This is a genomic window from Ruegeria sp. CDSA034 (assembly GCF_059612275.1).
The window spans coordinates 337,079-354,097 of sequence record NZ_JBXWQH010000003.1 but is presented as its reverse complement, the minus strand read 5'-3'; the positions used below and the strand labels follow the sequence as shown (position 1 = coordinate 354,097).

20 protein-coding genes and 1 tRNA gene are annotated in these 17,019 nt (G+C 58.5%); 12 read left to right on the top strand and 9 right to left on the bottom strand.

Annotated elements, in window-relative coordinates:
• Positions 1–63: 63 nt before the first annotated feature.
• From AC2FLJ_RS08565 to AC2FLJ_RS08530, 8 genes are all read left to right on the top strand, one after another.
• The gene (locus AC2FLJ_RS08565; RefSeq protein WP_496696680.1) at positions 64–600 is read left to right on the top strand and encodes a YceD family protein; all 537 of its coding nucleotides are present in this window, start codon (positions 64–66) and stop codon (positions 598–600) included.
• Between the two features lie 206 nt (positions 601–806).
• Positions 807–1,013, top strand: coding sequence for a 50S ribosomal protein L32 (rpmF, locus tag AC2FLJ_RS08560; RefSeq protein WP_037316137.1), 207 nt, complete (start codon positions 807–809; stop codon positions 1,011–1,013).
• Between the two features lie 24 nt (positions 1,014–1,037).
• Positions 1,038–2,126, top strand: coding sequence for a phosphate acyltransferase PlsX (gene plsX, locus AC2FLJ_RS08555; RefSeq protein WP_058277573.1), 1,089 nt, complete (start codon positions 1,038–1,040; stop codon positions 2,124–2,126).
• Between the two features lie 21 nt (positions 2,127–2,147).
• Positions 2,148–3,119 carry a beta-ketoacyl-ACP synthase III gene (locus tag AC2FLJ_RS08550; protein WP_109311337.1) on the top strand — a complete coding sequence of 324 codons (972 nt, stop codon included), beginning with the start codon at positions 2,148–2,150 and terminating at the stop codon, positions 3,117–3,119.
• A gap of 96 nt (positions 3,120–3,215) precedes the next feature.
• Positions 3,216–3,518: an integration host factor subunit alpha gene (ihfA, locus tag AC2FLJ_RS08545; protein WP_058274526.1), complete on the top strand. Its 303-nt coding sequence runs from the start codon at positions 3,216–3,218 to the stop codon at positions 3,516–3,518.
• Between the two features lie 18 nt (positions 3,519–3,536).
• Positions 3,537–4,178 (top strand): MerR family transcriptional regulator, encoded by a 642-nt coding sequence (locus tag AC2FLJ_RS08540; RefSeq protein ID WP_109311338.1) that lies wholly within the window; start codon positions 3,537–3,539, stop codon positions 4,176–4,178.
• A 61-nt stretch (positions 4,179–4,239) separates the two neighbouring features.
• Positions 4,240–4,316, top strand: a tRNA-Pro gene (locus AC2FLJ_RS08535).
• 61 nt (positions 4,317–4,377) lie between these two features.
• Positions 4,378–5,457, top strand: coding sequence for a 2'-deoxycytidine 5'-triphosphate deaminase (locus AC2FLJ_RS08530; protein ID WP_496696685.1), 1,080 nt, complete (start codon positions 4,378–4,380; stop codon positions 5,455–5,457).
• Positions 5,458–5,509: 52 nt separating this feature from the next.
• Here AC2FLJ_RS08530 and AC2FLJ_RS08525 read toward each other — a convergent pair whose 3' ends face one another.
• The 6 genes from AC2FLJ_RS08525 to argS form a co-directional block, all read right to left on the bottom strand.
• The gene (locus AC2FLJ_RS08525) at positions 5,510–5,680 is read right to left on the bottom strand and encodes a hypothetical protein (protein ID WP_159089934.1); all 171 of its coding nucleotides are present in this window, start codon (positions 5,678–5,680) and stop codon (positions 5,510–5,512) included.
• Between the two features lie 63 nt (positions 5,681–5,743).
• Entirely contained in the window at positions 5,744–6,400 is a 657-nt protein-coding gene (gene scpB, locus AC2FLJ_RS08520; RefSeq protein WP_496696688.1) for an SMC-Scp complex subunit ScpB, read from the bottom strand.
• Entirely contained in the window at positions 6,393–7,187 is a 795-nt protein-coding gene (locus AC2FLJ_RS08515) for a segregation and condensation protein A (RefSeq protein ID WP_058274503.1), read from the bottom strand. Before AC2FLJ_RS08515 ends, scpB begins: the two co-directional genes overlap by 8 nt.
• Complete coding sequence (gene nagZ / locus AC2FLJ_RS08510) at positions 7,177–8,184, bottom strand: beta-N-acetylhexosaminidase (protein WP_496696690.1); 1,008 nt, start codon at positions 8,182–8,184, stop codon at positions 7,177–7,179. The genes AC2FLJ_RS08515 and nagZ overlap by 11 nt, the downstream gene beginning before the upstream one ends.
• A complete protein-coding gene (locus AC2FLJ_RS08505) occupies positions 8,181–9,293 on the bottom strand; it encodes an SPOR domain-containing protein (protein ID WP_496696692.1) in 1,113 nt (370 codons plus the stop codon). The genes nagZ and AC2FLJ_RS08505 overlap by 4 nt, the downstream gene beginning before the upstream one ends.
• A 39-nt stretch (positions 9,294–9,332) precedes the next feature.
• Entirely contained in the window at positions 9,333–11,078 is a 1,746-nt protein-coding gene (argS, locus tag AC2FLJ_RS08500) for an arginine--tRNA ligase (RefSeq protein ID WP_496705278.1), read from the bottom strand.
• A 131-nt stretch (positions 11,079–11,209) separates the two neighbouring features.
• Here argS and AC2FLJ_RS08495 point away from each other — a divergent pair, with 131 nt between their 5' ends.
• A complete protein-coding gene (locus AC2FLJ_RS08495) occupies positions 11,210–11,725 on the top strand; it encodes a putative pterin-binding protein (protein ID WP_496705276.1) in 516 nt (171 codons plus the stop codon).
• Positions 11,726–11,761: 36 nt separating this feature from the next.
• On the opposite strand, the gene AC2FLJ_RS08490 is transcribed toward AC2FLJ_RS08495, so the two are convergent.
• Positions 11,762–12,904 carry a deoxyguanosinetriphosphate triphosphohydrolase gene (locus AC2FLJ_RS08490; RefSeq protein ID WP_496705274.1) on the bottom strand — a complete coding sequence of 381 codons (1,143 nt, stop codon included), beginning with the start codon at positions 12,902–12,904 and terminating at the stop codon, positions 11,762–11,764.
• Positions 12,905–12,980: 76 nt separating this feature from the next.
• Between AC2FLJ_RS08490 and AC2FLJ_RS08485 the strand changes: the two genes are divergently transcribed.
• Entirely contained in the window at positions 12,981–13,304 is a 324-nt protein-coding gene (locus AC2FLJ_RS08485) for a HesB/IscA family protein (protein WP_170414078.1), read from the top strand.
• Positions 13,305–13,364: 60 nt separating this feature from the next.
• Positions 13,365–14,144 (top strand): exodeoxyribonuclease III, encoded by a 780-nt coding sequence (xth, locus tag AC2FLJ_RS08480; protein WP_496705272.1) that lies wholly within the window; start codon positions 13,365–13,367, stop codon positions 14,142–14,144.
• Between the two features lie 4 nt (positions 14,145–14,148).
• Here the strand turns inward: xth and AC2FLJ_RS08475 are convergent, their stop codons facing one another.
• Together AC2FLJ_RS08475 and dksA are read right to left on the bottom strand one after the other, a co-directional pair.
• Complete coding sequence (locus AC2FLJ_RS08475; protein WP_496705270.1) at positions 14,149–15,300, bottom strand: FAD-dependent monooxygenase; 1,152 nt, start codon at positions 15,298–15,300, stop codon at positions 14,149–14,151.
• Positions 15,301–15,370: 70 nt separating this feature from the next.
• Positions 15,371–15,793: an RNA polymerase-binding protein DksA gene (gene dksA, locus AC2FLJ_RS08470; RefSeq protein ID WP_058274529.1), complete on the bottom strand. Its 423-nt coding sequence runs from the start codon at positions 15,791–15,793 to the stop codon at positions 15,371–15,373.
• Positions 15,794–16,165: 372 nt separating this feature from the next.
• Here dksA and AC2FLJ_RS08465 point away from each other — a divergent pair, with 372 nt between their 5' ends.
• Entirely contained in the window at positions 16,166–17,011 is an 846-nt protein-coding gene (locus tag AC2FLJ_RS08465) for an AAA family ATPase (protein WP_496696700.1), read from the top strand.
• Positions 17,012–17,019: the final 8 nt, after the last annotated feature.

Below are 17,019 nucleotides of genomic sequence, written 5' to 3'. Positions count from 1 at the left end.
CCTTGCGGACCCTATCCGATTACATAAACCGCAGCCCCGGTTCAACACACGAAAGGGTCACGAATGACGACTAATACATCTCTGCGGGTGGCCGACCTGCCCCAAAACGCGCCCACGCCGTTTGATTTGCGCCCCGATAGCAAGGGCCTGGACGCGATCAAAACCGAACTGGGATTGTTGGGCCTGCGCAAGCTTAGCTTTGTGGGTGACGTAAGGGCACAAGGCAAACGCGATTGGATTCTTGCCGGAAAACTGGGGGCGACGGTGATTCAACCCTGTGTCGTGACGCTTGAACCCGTAACCACGCGCATCGATATCCCTGTGTCACGGGTCTATCTGAAAGACTGGCAAAACCCCGACGAGCCTGAATTCGAAATCCCCGAAGGCGATGAGACCGAAGCACTGGGCGCGGAAATCGACACTGCGTCGGTGATGGTTGAGGCGCTGTCACTTGCCCTGCCCCAATACCCACGGAAGGACGGCGCAGAATTGGAACAGGCCGGCTATACTGAGCCGGGCAAACAGGCGATGACGGACGAAGACGCAAAGCCGTTTGCCGGACTGGCGAATTTGCGCGATGCTTTGAAAAAAGACGAGTGACATAGGTCTGTTTTCCTGTCATAGCAGGCCTCCAGAAAAATCGCTTGAACATGCCGAGAATCGCAGTATTTTCGCGCGCTCAACGGAATTTGGGTTGGACATTGCGGGGCCCGTCCCCTAAACGCGCGTCAAACCACTAGAAAAACGAAGAATGAAACCCGGCCAGCAGCGAATCTGCTGACCCTTAATAGACAAAGGTTGAGACCATGGCTGTCCAACAGAACAAAGTTTCCAAGTCGCGCCGCAACAATCGCCGCGCACATGACGCTCTGGTTGCTGCAAACCCGAACGAATGCGCAAACTGTGGCGAACTGAAGCGCCCGCACCACGTCTGCGCGTCCTGCGGCCATTATGATGACCGTGAAGTCGTCGCTCAGGCCGACGAAATCGACCTGGACGAAGACGCGGCCTAAGCCTCATAACTCGTAGGCCAAGGCATGACGGAACAGCCCACGCAAGCCGGACGGATTACCATCTCGGTTGACGCTATGGGCGGAGATTCGGGGCCCGCGACTGTTGTTGCGGGCATTGCCAAATCGGCAAACAAGAACCCCGATATCGCCTTCGTTCTGCACGGGCCCGAGCAAAAGTTGCGCAAACTTGTCGCCAAACGGCGTGTCCTGCAGGGACGCGTCGTTTTTCGTGATTGCCCCGACGTGGTCACGATGGAGGACAAGCCTAGTCAGGTCGTCCGCAGCGGCAAGCAGACATCGATGTGGTCGACGCTGGAAACAGTGCGCAAAGGCGAAGCCCACGGCGCTGTTTCCTGTGGCAATACCGGCGCGCTAATGGCGCTGTCGATGATGCGTTTGCGCAAATTGCCGGGCGTGAACCGCCCGGCCATCGCGATTCTGTGGCCCTCGCGCAACCCTCAGGGCTTTAACGTGATGCTGGATGTCGGCGCCGATGTGCGGGCCGACGCCAAGGATCTGCTGCAATATGCGCTGATGGGGGCGTCTTATGCCCGCAACGGCATGGCACTGGATCGGCCCCGGATCGGTTTGCTGAATGTTGGCACCGAAGAACACAAAGGCCGGGCCGAACTGAAAGAAGCCCACGCGATGATCTCGGAATTCGCAGAGCAGGCGAATTTTGACTTCGCAGGCTTCGTGGAGGGCAGCGACATTCCCGGTGACAAGGCGGATGTCATTGTTACCGATGGCTTTACCGGAAACGTCGCAATCAAAACCGGCGAAGGCACGGCCAGCCTGATCGGTGACCTGCTGCGCGAGGCCTTTAAATATTCCCCCCTGTCCCGGCTCGCATCGGTTCTGGCCATCACCTCGCTGCAACGGTTGAAGAAACGCATCGACCCACGCCAAGTGAATGGCGGTGTCTTTCTTGGCCTCAACGGAACCGTGGTCAAATCACATGGTGGCGCAGATGCCACCGGAGTTTCGGCAGCGATCAAACTGGCCTTTACCCTGGCCGAGTCCGGTTTCGCCGAAAAATTGGCGGCACGGGTTGCATCGACAGCCCAGCTTGCACAAGATGCCGCGCACGTACCGCCAAAGGCGGGCGAATAACAATAAAGGCAGTACCCCCAAATGGCAGGCCGTTCAGTTGTTGTAGGTGTCGGACACTATTTGCCAGAGCGCATCGTTCCGAATTCCGAATTTGAAAAGACGCTAGATACGTCGGACGAGTGGATCAAAGCTCGCTCGGGAATCGAACGCCGCCACTTTGCCGCTGATGGTGAAACCACGTCCGATCTGGCGACCAACGCTGCTTTGGCCGCCCTGGCCGATGCTGGCCTGAAGGCCGAGGATATCGACGCCATCATCCTGGCGACATCGACTGCTGACCTGACTTTCCCCTCTGCCGCGACGATGGTCCAGGCGCGCCTGGGCATGACCCACGGATTTGCGTTTGACGTGCAAGCCGTCTGTGCGGGCTTTGTTTTTGCCCTCAGCAACGCCAACGCTTTGATCGTGTCCGGTCAGGCCAAACGTGTGCTGGTCATCGGCGCCGAGACGTTTTCGCGCATCATGGATTGGACTGATCGGTCCACTTGCGTGCTGTTTGGCGACGGTGCCGGCGCGTTGATTCTTGAGCTGCAGGACAGCGAAGGAACCGCGCAGGATCGCGGCATTCTGTCGACTGACCTGAATTCTGATGGGCGCTACAAGGACTTGCTCTATGTCGACGGCGGTGTGTCGACCCAATCGACCGGGCATCTGCGGATGCAGGGCAATCAGGTGTTCCGCCACGCGGTCGAAAAGCTGGCCAAAACCGCAGAAACGGCCCTGGGGCGTGCCGGTCTGACCAACGCGGACGTCGATTGGATCGTGCCACATCAGGCCAACATTCGCATCATTCAGGGCACTGCCAAGAAAATGGGCCTGCCGATGGATAACGTTGTCGTGACAGTTCAGGATCACGGCAACACGTCCGCCGCATCGATTCCTCTGGCCCTGTCAGTGGGCAAACAACGGGGCCAGATCAAGACCGGGGATCTGATCGTGACCGAGGCTATCGGCGGCGGCCTGGCATGGGGCGCAGTGGTTCTGCGCTGGTAACCGGCGCAAAACGGCTTACACAGCCTCGTGCAATTCATTGATATTGACAGCGAATTTGCCATCACCATATTCTCTGATATCAACAGGGGAAATGGTATGGGCGAAAAAACACTGACGCGAATGGATCTGAGCGAGGCTGTTTTCCGCGAGGTTGGCCTTTCACGTAATGAAAGTGCGCAGCTTGTCGAAAGCGTCTTGAACCACATGTCGGACGCACTGGTCCAAGGTGAACAGGTCAAGATTTCATCGTTTGGTACGTTCAGTGTTCGGGACAAAACCGCCCGCATCGGCCGTAATCCCAAAACCGGCGAAGAGGTGCCAATTCAGCCTCGACGTGTCCTGACATTCCGCCCGTCGCACCTGATGAAGGATCGCGTCGCCGCAGGGAATCGCAAGTAAATTCGGGACGGAACGGTCATGAGCAAGTCCCCCGACGCCTTTCGCACAATAAGTGAAGTTGCGGACTGGTTAGGCGTTCAGGCTCATGTCCTGCGCTTCTGGGAAAGCCGTTTTAGCCAAGTCAAACCCGTCAAACGCGCGGGTGGCCGCAGGTATTACCGGCCAAATGATATGCGCCTTTTGGGTGGTATCAAAAAGCTGCTGCACGAGGACGGGATCACCATAAAAGGCGTCCAACGCATCCTGCGTGAACAAGGCGTGGCCTATGTTTCCTCGCTGTCGCCCAGCCTGGATGAGCCCGCCGCGCCTGAAAGCGCCCCGGCAGATGATACCGTTGTCGTGCCCTTTTCCGCCAAGCCTGCCACGCCCAGCGATCAGATTGATCTCGATCTGGGCGAACCGGCCCCGGTAGCCGAGGCAACCGCTCCGGCTGAACAAGCCCCTCAGGCCGAAACGCCCCCGCCTGCCCCGCAGCAACCACAAGCAGAGCCATCACAGCCTGCGCCCGAGTATCTGGATGAAGCCCCCCTGATGGGCGGCATCGCCACACAAGCGTGGGAACGGACCGAGTTTGACGACGATCTTTTGCGTCGGATTGCACCAATCGCCAAGGACTTGCGCGCTGTCATCAACCGAATTGAGAACCGGTCGGCAGGATAAGAAAAAAGGCGATGATTTCCTCTTGCCCCCGCCGGGAAAGTCTTTATGAACACCTCAACGTCGGGCTATGGCGCAGCCTGGTAGCGCGTCCGTCTGGGGGACGGAAGGTCGCAGGTTCGAGTCCTGCTAGCCCGACCAAATCACACCGACGTTTATGGCAGACTGGCCAGATCCCGCTCTGGCAACAGAGGGGATCGGAATGACAGGTGTATGCCCAAACCAACAGATCGAGGCGATGATCGGCCGCGGTGAGATCACCGCCAGCCCCGAGGTTATCCCGGCGCAAATTCAACCCGCCAGCCTTGATTTACGTTTAGGTACAGTTGCTTACCGGGTCCGCGCTTCATTTCTATCCGGCGAAGGACGTTCGGTCGCGGATCGTCTCGCCGAGTTCGAGATGCACCGCATCGACATCACCGACGGAGCCGTTCTGGAAAAAGGCTGCGTCTATCTGGTGCCGCTGATGGAATCGCTGGCCCTGCCCACCGATACCAGCGCGGTGGCAAATGCCAAAAGCTCGACCGGGCGGCTGGATCTTCTGACCCGCACGATCACCGATGGTGGCACCGAGTTTGACCGGGTACCGGCAGGCTATAACGGGCCGCTTTTTGCCGAGATCTGTCCACGCTCATTCTCGGTTCTGGTGAGACCGGGCATGCGGCTGAACCAGATTCGCTTTCGTCAGGGTCAGGCAGTGCTCAGCGACGCGGAACTGACCGCATTGCACAACGACTCGCCACTGGTCGACGGACCGGCGGTCATTCAGGATGGGCTGGGATTCTCGGTCGACCTGCAATTGCCCGACACTGATCTGGTTGGCTATCGGGCCAAACCGCATACCGGTGTGATCGATCTGGACCGGATTGGGGAATATGACCCGCAAGAATACTGGGAAGAGGTGCGCACCACCGATGGCCGTATCATCCTGGACCCCGGCGCATTCTATATCCTGGTCAGCCGCGAGGCGGTCCATATTCCCCCGATGTATGCGGCTGAAATGGCCCCCTACCTTGCAATGGTCGGCGAGTTCCGGGTGCACTATGCCGGATTCTTCGATCCCGGCTTTGGTCACGCCGCGGCGGGCGGTGCGGGATCACGCGGCGTGCTGGAAGTACGCTGCCACGAGGCTCCCTTTGTTCTGGAACATGGGCAGGTCGTCGGGAGGCTGGTCTATGAGAAGATGGCCGAAATGCCCACGCAGCTTTATGGTGCGGGCATCGCGTCGAATTATCAGGGACAGGGGCTGAAACTGTCCAAACACTTCAAGGCTGTTGGTTAACACTTCTTGAACCGGCGCACGTTCAGATTACGCCCTGCGCCGGGCTTATCTGCTAGGCTTGACGGTTGCTGTCGTCATTTGCGCCCGAGTCATGAGGCACAGCCGATCTTTGTTTCGGCTTTCCCATCCGGCCCGCCACATCAAAACCCTTGTCGATTCCTTTGTTGACGACCCGCCGCATGATCTGGCGGATGATCATGTCGATGATGCGATTCATATTCATTGCTCAACTCCTCAGATTGGCCACAACATAGGTGATTCCAACGGCAACAAAAGGGCCAAGTTATCACTCTTCCTCGAACAGCTCGGTCTGGTCCTCATCTTCGCCGTCATCATGCCCCTCGCCCAATGGCATCGTGCCCGGGGGGGGCCGGTTTTCCAGCAACCCAGCAGCCCGCAATTCCTTGAGCCCCGGAAGATCGCGGGCGTTTTCCAACCCGAAATGATCCAGAAACTGTGGCGTCACAACAAAGGTGACCGGACGGCCGGGTGTCATCCGGCGACGGCCCAGACGGATCCACTCCATTTCCAACAGTTGATCGATTGTACCGCGCGAAACCGAGACGCCCCGGATCTCTTCGATCTCGGCACGGGTGCAGGGCTGATGATAGGCGACGATGGCCAGCGTTTCGATGGCTGCGCGGCTCAACTTGCGAGTTTCAACCGTTTCCTTTTGCATCAGAAAACCCAGATCGGGGGCGGTGCGAATAGCCCAAGCCTCACCCACGCGGACAACGCGGACACCCCGGCCTTCATACCGTTTCTGCAAAATTTTAACCGCTTGCGCCGCGTCGCTGCCATGGGGCATCCGCGCCTCAAGATCGGCGATCGTCACTGGCTCGGAACTGGCGAACAGCACAGCCTCGACCATGCGCTCCTGCTCCGCCAGGGGTGGCGCTTCGAACAGAGTGCCGGTGCCTTCGTCTTGCGGTTCGTCAGTCACGTGTGTCAGTCCTTTTGCGCAAATGGATCGGAGCAAACGTCTCGGTTTGCTTCATCTCCATATGTCCTTCTTTCACCAGCTCAAGCGAGGCAGCAAAGGTCGCTGCAGTGGCCGAGCGGCGACGCACCGGGTCAGCGTCCCAGCCCTCGGGCAGATAGGATTCCATATCCGTCCAAGCCCCGGCAAACCCGATCAGTGGGCGCATCCGCTCTAGCGCCTGTTCCATTGTGAAAACTGAATCGCGGTCCATAACAAAGGGGCGGAACTCGTCACGAGTTCGGATACGGGCGTATCCCTGCATCAGATCCAACAGCGTGGCAGAGTAAGTCACGGTGCGGATACGGGTGATATCCTCACCCTGCCCGCGTTTGAAGAAATCGCGCCCCAGTTGATCACGTGCCATGAGACGCGCGGCAGAGTCGCGCATGGCCTGCAGGCGTTCCAACTGGAACGCCAGGTGAGCGGCCAGTTCCTCGCCCGAGGGGCCTTCGTCATCCGGATCCGGTGGCAACAAAAGCCGGGATTTAAGGAAGGCCAGCCAGGCGGCCATGACCAGATAATCCGCCGCCAGTTCAATCCGCAGCGCGCGCGCCTTTTCCACAAAGGACAGGTACTGCTGCGCAAGCGCGAGAACCGAGATTTTCCGAAGGTCGACCTTTTGGGTTCGCGACAGGGTCAACAATACATCCAACGGACCTTCGAACCCGTCGACATCAACAATCAACGCCTCTGCCGCAAGACGATCCGCGACCGAGGCCGGGTCTTCGCTAAAGAGATTATCGTTCATATACCTGCCCGCCCATTAGGGCAGATAGTTCCGCTTCGGCCGCTTGGATGTCAAGTTCCACAGGCTTCTGTCGCATCGACAACGCCCTTTCCGCGCGCTTTTGCGCTTGCGCGGTCATTTCTCCGGCTGCTTCCAGCACCTTGGCACGCGCGTCAAACGTTCCGTTACAGTGCAGAACCACGTCGCACCCTGCGGCCAGTGACTGACGCGCAATGTCTTCGGGCGCGCCACTTAGCGCTTTCATCGAGATATCGTCAGTCATGATCAGACCGTCAAAACCGATTTTATCGCGGATCAGGCCGATCATCGCAGACGAAATCGTGGCCGGTTGCGGATCAATCCGGTCATAGACCAGATGCGCCGTCATCCCCATCGGCAGATCGTTCAGCGCCCGAAACGGTTCGAAATCCGCTTGCACAAGCTGGTCCTGTGTCAGGTCCACATGCGGCAGATCATGGTGGCTGTCCAGCGTTGCCAATCCATGCCCCGGCATGTGCTTGAGCACCGGCAAAACACCCCCATCCAGATGGCCTTTTGCAACAGCGCGCCCAAGAGTTGAAACCCGATTGGGATCAGAGCCATAACAGCGGTTCTTCAAAAACGCATGGGTATCGTCGCGCGCCAAATCGACCATCGGGGCGCAGTTGCTGTCAATGCCAAGCTCGAACAGCTCTTTTGCGATCAGTCGATACCGCAGGTACATAGCGCGTTCCGCCTGATCCCCTGCGCGGCCCGCATGATCCAGGGGCGGCATCCATTCGCGTGCCAATGGCGCACGCAGACGCTGCACACGGCCACCTTCCTGGTCGATGGTGATAGGGCAATTGCGCCCAACGGCATCACGATAGTCATCGCATAGGGCACGAACTTGTTCAGCTGTATCTATGTTGCGCGCAAACAAAATGAACCCGAATGGGTTCATCTGCTGGAATAGTCTCTTTTCCTCTGACGTCAGGCGCAGCCCTTCGGCATCGGTGATCGCAGCTCCGAACGTCACCGAACGGCAACCGGGATACAGTCTGCACCTTGTGCGACCAGAGCGGCACAGAACTGACGCGAGTCGCTCAGGTCATCAAACCCAAGAACACGCAGACGATAGAATGTCCGGCCACCGCTTGAGGTCTTCTGGATAACACGTTGTTTTCCAGCCATGTACTCACCAAAGCGGCCATTCATACGATCCCATTCCGCACGGGCCACGTCCGAGCTTTCATACGCACCCAGCTGAGCCATGCGTGTCCCTTTGGACAGGGTATTCGGATCCACATCCAGCCCAACCGCAGCTTTGACAGCGGCGTTGATCGCAGCTTCGGTATTGCTGTTGGATGAAATCCCGCTTGGCGTCGCTCGGGCTGGGCGCGTGGACGGACGCAGGGACCGGCGGACACCGGGCAGTGCCGCCAGTTCCGGGTCCGGCAATTGTGCGGCCAGATCAGCAGGGTCAATGGCGGGCTCTTCCTCGGGCAGTGCCAACGAGGCGAGTTGCACGCCCTGCTCTGCCGGTTCATCCGCTTTCGCCGCCCCACCGGCCAATTCTGCAACCAGGGCATCGACTGTATTCTGGCGCAGCTGCGCGGCCTCTTGATCCGAGATTTCTTCTTCGACGACATGCACGGCCTGCGTCGGCTTCAGCGGTTCAACAGGCGTATCTTCGTCTGTCAGCGAAACCGGGCGCGGCGCAAGGATCAAGCGATCTGCTGGCGGCGCTGCCGTTCCAACGGCTGCCACGGCATTGACGGCCAGACCCTGGTGATCGGCCGGGGTGCCGCCAGGGTTTTCCGGCTGAATGCGCATTGGCCCCTCGATGGCGCGAACAACAGGCACGCCACTAACGTCGCGCATCACCAGTTTGAAGCCCCAGACGCCGATCCCGGCGACCAATGCCAGCGACGCTACTGCACCCATGACGTTGACGATACGGCCCAGCCCTGCCCCTCGCGGAGCCTGTTCATAGCCATAGGAGTCGTCGGGATACTCATACCCATCCTCAGGATGCGGCTGATTCGTGTAATGCATCTCCTCGGGGCGCATCTGCCCCGAGTAATCGTAACTTGCCATGTCCGCCTCACCGCCCGATTGCGCCTTAAAAAGTGGCGCGCGGGTCATTTCTTGCCTACCTCGTACCGGCGCGTCGGGCGGTGTTAGTTACCGCATCTCCTGCGCCGGAGTGACGCCAAGAATACCCAAGCCCGCTGAAATCACAACAGAAACGGCCCGGGCCAATGCGATTTTTGATTGGCTTGTGGCAACATCGCCATCCTGAATGAATCGCAGTTGCGTTTCATCGTTGCCCTTATTCCATAGCGCATGGAAGTCACCCGCCAGCTCATACAGGTAAAAGGCAACCCGATGCGGTTCATTGGTGCGTGCGGCAATTTCGATCAGACGCGGCCATTCAGCCAGCTTTTTTGCCACCGTCAGCTCTGAGGCATGGTCGATCTTGCCAAGATCAGCACCCTTGAGAGTCGCGTCATCCGTAGCGATTTCCGCCTCGGCGGCACGGCGCAGCACGCTCATGACACGGGCGTGGGCGTATTGCACGTAGAACACAGGGTTCTCGCGGCTTTGTTCCAGCACCTTGTCGAAATCGAAGTCCAGCGGCGCGTCGTTCTTGCGGGTCAGCATCACGAACCGGGTCACGTCCGGGCCAACCTGATCGACCACATCGCGCAGAGTGACAAAGTTCCCTGCCCGCTTGGACATCTTGAACGGCTCGCCGTTCTTCCACAGCTTTACCAGCTGCGTCAGCTTGATATCCAACGGAACCTTGCCATCGGACAGGGCCGAAACAGCTGCTTTCATCCGTTTGACATAGCCGCCATGGTCCGCACCAAACACGTCGATCAACGCATCAAAACCACGGGTCACCTTGTCATAGTGATAGGCGATATCCGGGGCGAAATAGGTCCAGCTGCCGTCCGATTTCTTGACCGGCCGATCGACGTCATCGCCATGCTCGGTGGACTTGAACAGGGTCTGCTCTCGTGGCTCCCAATCCTCGGGCTTTTTGCCTTTGGGTGGTTCCAGCACGCCTTCGTAGATCAAGCCCTTGTCGGTCAGGGATTGCAGCGCAGCTTCGATCCGGCCTGTGCCATAGAGGGATTTCTCCGAGAAGAACACATCCATCTCGACACCCAGCGCCTTCAGGTCGGCCCGGATCAGATCCATCATCGCGTCGGTCGAGAACTCGCGCAGCTCTTCCAGCCACTCGCTTTCCGGCTTGTCGATCAGGCTGTCGCCGTATTTCTCTTTCAGCGCCTCACCGATCGGGATCAGATAGTCACCGGGGTACAGCCCCTCGGCGATCTCGGGGCTCAGCCCGTTGGCCTCGCGATAGCGCTCATACGCGGACCGCGCCAGTACATCTACCTGCGCGCCCCCGTCGTTGATGTAGTATTCACGTGTCACGTCATGGCCCGAATACGCCAGCAAGCTTGCCAGCGCGTCACCGAACACAGCACCCCGCGTATGGCCCACATGCAGTGGGCCGGTGGGGTTCGCGGACACATACTCCACGTTCACTTTCTGGCCATGCCCCATGGACGAGCGGCCATAGTCAGTGCCCTGATCCAACACCGCTGCCAACACACCCTGCCACACCGATACCGCAAGCCGCAGGTTCAAAAAGCCCGGCCCGGCAACTTCGGCACTGGTGATCCGGTCATCCGCCGCCAGCTTCCCAGCCAACACATCGGCAATGTCGCGCGGCTTCATCTTGGCCGGTTTCGCCAGCACCATCGCGGCGTTGGTTGCCATATCGCCATGCGCCGCATCGCGCGGCGGTTCAACCGCCACGTTGTCAAAACTCAGCCCCTCGGGCAATGCGCCTTCGGACTGCATCTGTGCCAGCGCGTCCAGTACCAGGCCGCGGATCTCGGAAAACAGGTTCATTTCGGATGTCCTTTTGCTTGCCCGGCGGTTTACCACGCAAAGCGGCAAGGTCAATGGAAGCGATCAGTTTGGGCTTGGATTAGCGGTAGACTCAGCTAACGTCGGTGGAAATTCAAGCCGGAGACACCCCTATGCGCCTTGCCCTGCCAATCGCCTTTGTTCTGACCTCTGCCCTGCCGCTTTGGGCCGACATGCCTGAACCGCAAGGCCATGTACTTTTGACCCTTGGCGGAGCGGTCACGGAAACCAACCTGCCAGCCCGCGGTGAAAACGATGGCGGTCTGCTGGGATACTTGGAGGTTCAGCACGACAGAGCCGCCGGCTTTGATGCGGCCATGTTGGACGGACTGGAGCAGGTTGAAATCACTATTCCTTACGGCCCGGAAGACAATCAGAGCGACATCGCCTTTTCCGGGCCACGCCTGTCGGACCTGTTGATCATGGCCGGGGCCGAAGGAAAAACCGCCAAGCCAATGGCCATGGATGGCTATCAGTCTGAAATTCCTTGGGACAGCATAACCGCCCATCAACCCATCGTCGCGACACACGCCGACGGTGCGCCGATGGGTGTTGGCGGCTACGGCCCCACTATGATCGTCTTCCCCCCGACCGATGACCCCGACCTGGCCGCCGAACAGTCGGGCTAGCAGGTCTGGGCGCTGGCTTACATCGGGGTCGAGTGATCAGGCACCAGCCAGCCTTGCGTGATCCTGCAGGGCAAATCGGTCGGTCATTCCTGCAATGTAGTCCGAGACAATCCGCGCCAGCGCTGTTTCATCGCTGGCCGCCTCAATATCCTCATGCCAGCGCGCGGGCATCTGTTTCGGATCGTTCATGTAGATTGGGAACAGATCTTCCACGACTTTGCTAACCTCGGCGCGCACGTCCATGACGCTGGGCGCGCGGTACATCTGCTTGAACAAAAAGGCGCGGATTTCCCTGAGTTGCGCCCACAAGCCACCCGAGAACTGGATCACCGGATAACCAATATTGCGAATTTCCTCGACGGTCTCCGCGCCCGAACTCGTGATCAGCCCACGCGACGTGACAATCACATCGGAAACCATGACGCCGAAAACACGGCGCAGCGCTTCATGCCGGCGCCGATAAGAATCCAAACCCGGATATCTCCGATCCACCTCGGCATAGCAGTCACCGACGATAGGCAATTGCCCGATTTCATCATCCGTGAACAGACCCGCCCTCAACCCGTCCAACAGGTCATGGTTGTTATAGGCTATGTCATCCGAAAGGGCGGCAACTTGTGCTTCGGCACTGGCATGAGTGTAAAGCTCAAGATCGAAACCCGCGTTGCACTCGGCCAGCGCCCACGGCAAATCACCGGTGACCGGCCCGTTATGCTTGGCGATCCCCTCTAGGCACTCCCATGTCAGGTTGCATCCGTCAAATTCGGCATAGTGGCGTTCCAGCTTCGTGACGATGCGAATGGCCTGTGCGTTGTGGTCAAAACCGCCGTAAGGCTCCATGAGCGCATGTAGGGCATCTTCGCCCGTATGTCCGAACGGTGTGTGTCCCAGATCGTGCGCCAACGCCACGGCCTCGGTCAGTTCGCCGTTCAAGCCCAAAGCTCCGGCGATTGTTCGCGCGACCTGTGCAACTTCGATAGAATGGGTCAGGCGCGTGCGATAGCTGTCGCCCTCGTGCTCAACAAACACTTGTGTCTTGTGCTTAAGCCGCCGAAACGCGCTGGCGTGAATGATCCGGTCCCTGTCGCGTTGAAAGCATGACCGGAAACTGCTTTCCTCCTCTGGCACAAGCCGCCCCCTGGCGCGGCCTGGGTTCGAGGCAAAACCCGCTATGTTCAAAGGCCTTGTCCTTGTCGCCTGTCCTTGCACTTTCTATATTGTAAGGCGTAAAGGAAATAAACCTTTGGAGTTTGGCATGAATCTGCCCCCCACAGTTACAGAACGCGCCTTTGAACGTCTCGCCGAGATCGGCGCAGCCGATCAGGGACAAGCCCTGCGCGTCGCGGTGGAAGGCGGCGGATGTTCCGGTTTTCAATACGAAATCGCGCTGGATGAACCGAAAGAGGACGACCTTGTTCTGGAAGGTAAAGGCCAGAAGGTCATCGTCGACTCGGTGTCGCTGCCGTTTCTTGAAAATGCTGTTATCGATTTCACCCAAGAACTGATCGGTGCCCGGTTTGTCATCGAAAACCCAAACGCCACTTCTTCCTGCGGCTGCGGCACTTCATTTTCAATGTGACCTTGCCCTGCCCGCGCGGTTGAGGGATAGATCAACCGGCAGCCAGCCGGAGGATCGCGCATGAAAATCGCCACGTTCAACATCAACGGCATCAAAGCGCGAGCCGAAGCCCTGCCCCGTTGGCTGGATGACGCGCAGCCGGACGTCGTTTTGCTGCAAGAGATCAAGTCGATCGACGAGAATTTTCCCCGCGAACTATTTGAAGAGCGCGGTTACAACGTCGAAACCCACGGGCAAAAGAGCTTCAACGGCGTGGCGATCCTGTCCAAGCTGCCACTCGAAGATGTTTCTCGGGGCCTTCCTGGTGACGACGAGGACGAACAGGCCCGTTGGATTGAGGCCACCGTCATTGGCAAAAAAGCCCTTCGGATCTGCGGTCTGTACCTGCCGAACGGTAACCCGGTGCCGGGTCCGAAATACGAATACAAGATGTCCTGGATGGAGCGCCTATATGACCGCGCGCGCGATTTGTTGGCGAGCGAAGAGCCCGCGCTGATGGCTGGGGATTATAACATCATCCCGCAGGCCGAAGACGCCAAACGTCCAGATGCATGGCGCGAGGATGCTCTGTTCCGGCCAGAAAGCCGTGCGGCGTTTCGCAAGATCCTGAATCTGGGGTTCACGGAAGCATTTCGCGCCGTCGCCCAAGGTCCTGAGCATTATTCGTTCTGGGACTACCAAGCCGGTGCCTGGAACCGCAATGACGGGATCCGTATCGACCATTTCCTGCTTACGCCGCAGGCCGCCGATCTGTTGCGCGATTGCAGGATTGATGCCGAGATACGCGGGCATGAAAAGCCCTCGGACCATGTCCCGGTCTGGGTCGACTTGGACCTGTGAAACCTCAGGCCGTCGCGTCGTAGCTGTAAATCCAGTCGTATTTCCAGGACAATCGTGGCCCTACAGCCATCAGAGCCGCCTGTGCGGCCAGCCGCATCGGGCCGCGCAGGTGGAAATTTCGGGCATTGGCACCGGCCGCAGAAACCACACGCTGCGCCCTTCGGTGACGGCGGGATTCATAAGTGGACAGCGCCTGCTCTATCCCGGATTGGTCATCAAAAGATCGGGCCAGGACCCACGCATCTTCAAGCGCAAGACAGGCACCCTGCGCCATAAATGGGAGTGTCGGGTGAGCCGCATCCCCTAACAATGCAATGCGCCCGTTCTGCCAGCGTTCTGCGACGGGTCGCAGAAACAACGCCCAGATGTGGGGTTTCTGCACCTGCCCCAGAATTTCCCCGACCACGCCGCCAAAGTCGGAAAATCGAGCGCGCAGTTCTTCGGGGTCGCCGCGTCGGCGCCAGCCTTCTTCCTGCCAATCGGATCGTTCCTCGATCGCGACGACGTTCATCAGTGTGTGGTCGCGCAGAGGATACGTTACAACATGCCGGCCAGGTCCCATCGTCAGAACGGCGCAGGGTTTGTGATCGCGACGCGCCCAAGGAATCGTCGCCCGCCAGGCCACCTGATGAGTGAATTTCGGTGCTTCGGGCCCGTTCAGGTCTGCGCGGATCGTGCTTCGCCCACCGTCGGCGGCAATCGCACAATCAACGCGCCGGTCTGTACCATCTTCCAGAATAATCTCGGCTTCGGAGGGATGTTTGCGCACCTGCGCAACTCGTGCGCCCAGTCGAAACTCGACACCGTCCCGAAGCGCTGCTTTGTGCAGCAATCCCAGCAGGTCAGCACGATGGTAGTAGTAGGTAGGTCCAGCGACCGGTGCCGGTATCTCGCTAACAGACCGCCCTGCCCGGTAGTCGCGCAGCACCGTTCCGTAGGACCGCTGGCCCGCCTCGGGTGTTTCACCCACAACGTTCAGGGCACGCAGCACAACCATTCCGTTGGCGCTGATCTGCAAGCCGGCGCCGACTTCGGTCAATTCAGCTGCCTGCTCAAAAACCACGACCTGAGCGCCGCGTTGCCGCAACGCCAGAGCGGCGGCGATCCCACCGATACCACCGCCGATGATGCCAAATTTCAGACCGTTGATATTCATATCACTGGCTTAAAGCAAAAACGCCGGAGCAAAAGACCCCGGCGTTTGAGAATTCTGATTTTTCCAGCGATCAATCGTCGCGGTGGACCTTTTCGCGGCGCTCGTGGCGTTCCTGCGCCTCAAGCGTCATGGTCGCAATCGGGCGCGCATCCAGACGCTTCAGTGAAATCGGGTCGCCCGTTTTCTCGCAATATCCGTATTCGCCTTCGTCGATCCGGCGCAGGGCCGAGTCAATCTTGGCCACCAGCTTGCGCTGGCGATCACGTGTCCGCAGTTCCAGCGCACGATCAGTTTCCTCGCTTGCGCGGTCTGCGACGTCCGGAATGTTGCGAGTGTTGTCCTGCAGCCCTTCGATCGTATCGCGGCTGCCTGCCAAAAGCTCAGTTTTCCAATCCAGCAGCTTACGACGAAAATACTCTAACTGCTTGTCGTTCATGAATGGTTCGTCTTCGGCTGGACGATAATCCTCTGGCAGAAATACTTCCTGCTTCATTTTTGCTCCCTCGGTGTGGCCTGCAACGCCGGTCACCTTTGCTTCACCTGACATGCGGCAATCCCCTTCTGCGGAGCGTTTATCCGACAGCGGGGGGAATGTCACTATGGAAACTTAGCCCGGCTGCGTGCTGTTTCAGGTCGTCTAAATATGAGACTTAAAACAACAAATCCTTGTTTTTCTGTGAAAATTGACAGGCATTTTTTGGGCGTTCCCAAAATTGTCGAGCCCGATGTTAGCACCCGAATCAACCAAAGGCATTGGAGTCGCACGTCAATTTCGCGCTGCGCGACGTTGCGACCTGTCTTGTCAAATTTTTCACCCCGCTATAACCCCAAAGACACATGCCGCGCGATATTGAATGAGGGGCCCATGACCGCACGTTTCCAAGGTACAGCCGAATATGTTGCCACCGATGACCTGACAATTGCAGTGAATGCCGCCGTTACGCTGGAACGTCCCCTGCTGGTCAAGGGTGAACCCGGAACCGGCAAGACCGAACTGGCCAGACAGGTAGCAGGCGCGCTGGGGCTGAAGATGATTGAGTGGAACGTGAAATCCACCACCCGCGCGCAGCAAGGCCTGTACGAATATGACGCGGTCAGCCGCCTGCGCGACAGCCAATTGGGTGACGAGCGCGTACATGACGTGTCGAACTATATTCGCAAGGGCAAACTGTGGCAGGCCTTTGAGACCGATGAAAAGGTCGTGCTGCTGATCGATGAGATCGACAAGGCCGATATCGAATTTCCCAATGATCTGTTGCAAGAACTCGATAAGATGGAGTTTCATGTCTACGAAACCGGGGACACCATCAAAGCCAAAAACCGCCCCATAGTGATCATCACCTCGAACAACGAAAAGGAATTGCCCGACGCGTTCCTGCGGCGCTGTTTCTTCCACTATATCCGCTTCCCGGATGAGGCGACCATGCGCCGTATCGTCGACGTGCACCACCCGGGCATCAAGGATGCATTGCTGACCACAGCGCTGACCCAGTTTTACGAAATCCGTGAAACGCAGGGGCTGAAAAAGAAACCATCGACCTCGGAAGTGTTGGACTGGCTCAAGCTGTTGCTGGCCGAAGACATGACGGCCGAAGATCTCAAACGCGACGGGGCCAATGCGTTGCCCAAGTTGCACGGCGCGCTGCTAAAAAACGAACAGGACGTTCACTTGTTTGAACGTCTCGCCTTCATGGCACGCAGCAAACGCTGAGAAATTTG

What these genes read in the sequence shown, in the direction of transcription:
- AC2FLJ_RS08565 (WP_496696680.1), top strand. Translation starts at nt 64, where the DNA reads ATGACGACTAATACATCTCTGCGGGTGGCCGACCTGCCCCAAAACGCG.
- rpmF (WP_037316137.1), top strand. Translation starts at nt 807, where the DNA reads ATGGCTGTCCAACAGAACAAAGTTTCCAAGTCGCGCCGCAACAATCGC.
- plsX (WP_058277573.1), top strand. Translation starts at nt 1,038, where the DNA reads ATGACGGAACAGCCCACGCAAGCCGGACGGATTACCATCTCGGTTGAC.
- AC2FLJ_RS08550 (WP_109311337.1), top strand. Translation starts at nt 2,148, where the DNA reads ATGGCAGGCCGTTCAGTTGTTGTAGGTGTCGGACACTATTTGCCAGAG.
- ihfA (WP_058274526.1), top strand. Translation starts at nt 3,216, where the DNA reads ATGGGCGAAAAAACACTGACGCGAATGGATCTGAGCGAGGCTGTTTTC.
- AC2FLJ_RS08540 (WP_109311338.1), top strand. Translation starts at nt 3,537, where the DNA reads ATGAGCAAGTCCCCCGACGCCTTTCGCACAATAAGTGAAGTTGCGGAC.
- AC2FLJ_RS08530 (WP_496696685.1), top strand. Translation starts at nt 4,378, where the DNA reads ATGACAGGTGTATGCCCAAACCAACAGATCGAGGCGATGATCGGCCGC.
- AC2FLJ_RS08525 (WP_159089934.1), bottom strand. Translation starts at nt 5,680, where the DNA reads ATGAATATGAATCGCATCATCGACATGATCATCCGCCAGATCATGCGG.
- AC2FLJ_RS08515 (WP_058274503.1), bottom strand. Translation starts at nt 7,187, where the DNA reads ATGAACGATAATCTCTTTAGCGAAGACCCGGCCTCGGTCGCGGATCGT.
- AC2FLJ_RS08505 (WP_496696692.1), bottom strand. Translation starts at nt 9,293, where the DNA reads ATGACCCGCGCGCCACTTTTTAAGGCGCAATCGGGCGGTGAGGCGGAC.
- argS (WP_496705278.1), bottom strand. Translation starts at nt 11,078, where the DNA reads ATGAACCTGTTTTCCGAGATCCGCGGCCTGGTACTGGACGCGCTGGCA.
- AC2FLJ_RS08495 (WP_496705276.1), top strand. Translation starts at nt 11,210, where the DNA reads ATGCGCCTTGCCCTGCCAATCGCCTTTGTTCTGACCTCTGCCCTGCCG.
- AC2FLJ_RS08485 (WP_170414078.1), top strand. Translation starts at nt 12,981, where the DNA reads ATGAATCTGCCCCCCACAGTTACAGAACGCGCCTTTGAACGTCTCGCC.
- xth (WP_496705272.1), top strand. Translation starts at nt 13,365, where the DNA reads ATGAAAATCGCCACGTTCAACATCAACGGCATCAAAGCGCGAGCCGAA.
- AC2FLJ_RS08475 (WP_496705270.1), bottom strand. Translation starts at nt 15,300, where the DNA reads ATGAATATCAACGGTCTGAAATTTGGCATCATCGGCGGTGGTATCGGT.
- dksA (WP_058274529.1), bottom strand. Translation starts at nt 15,793, where the DNA reads ATGAAGCAGGAAGTATTTCTGCCAGAGGATTATCGTCCAGCCGAAGAC.
- AC2FLJ_RS08465 (WP_496696700.1), top strand. Translation starts at nt 16,166, where the DNA reads ATGACCGCACGTTTCCAAGGTACAGCCGAATATGTTGCCACCGATGAC.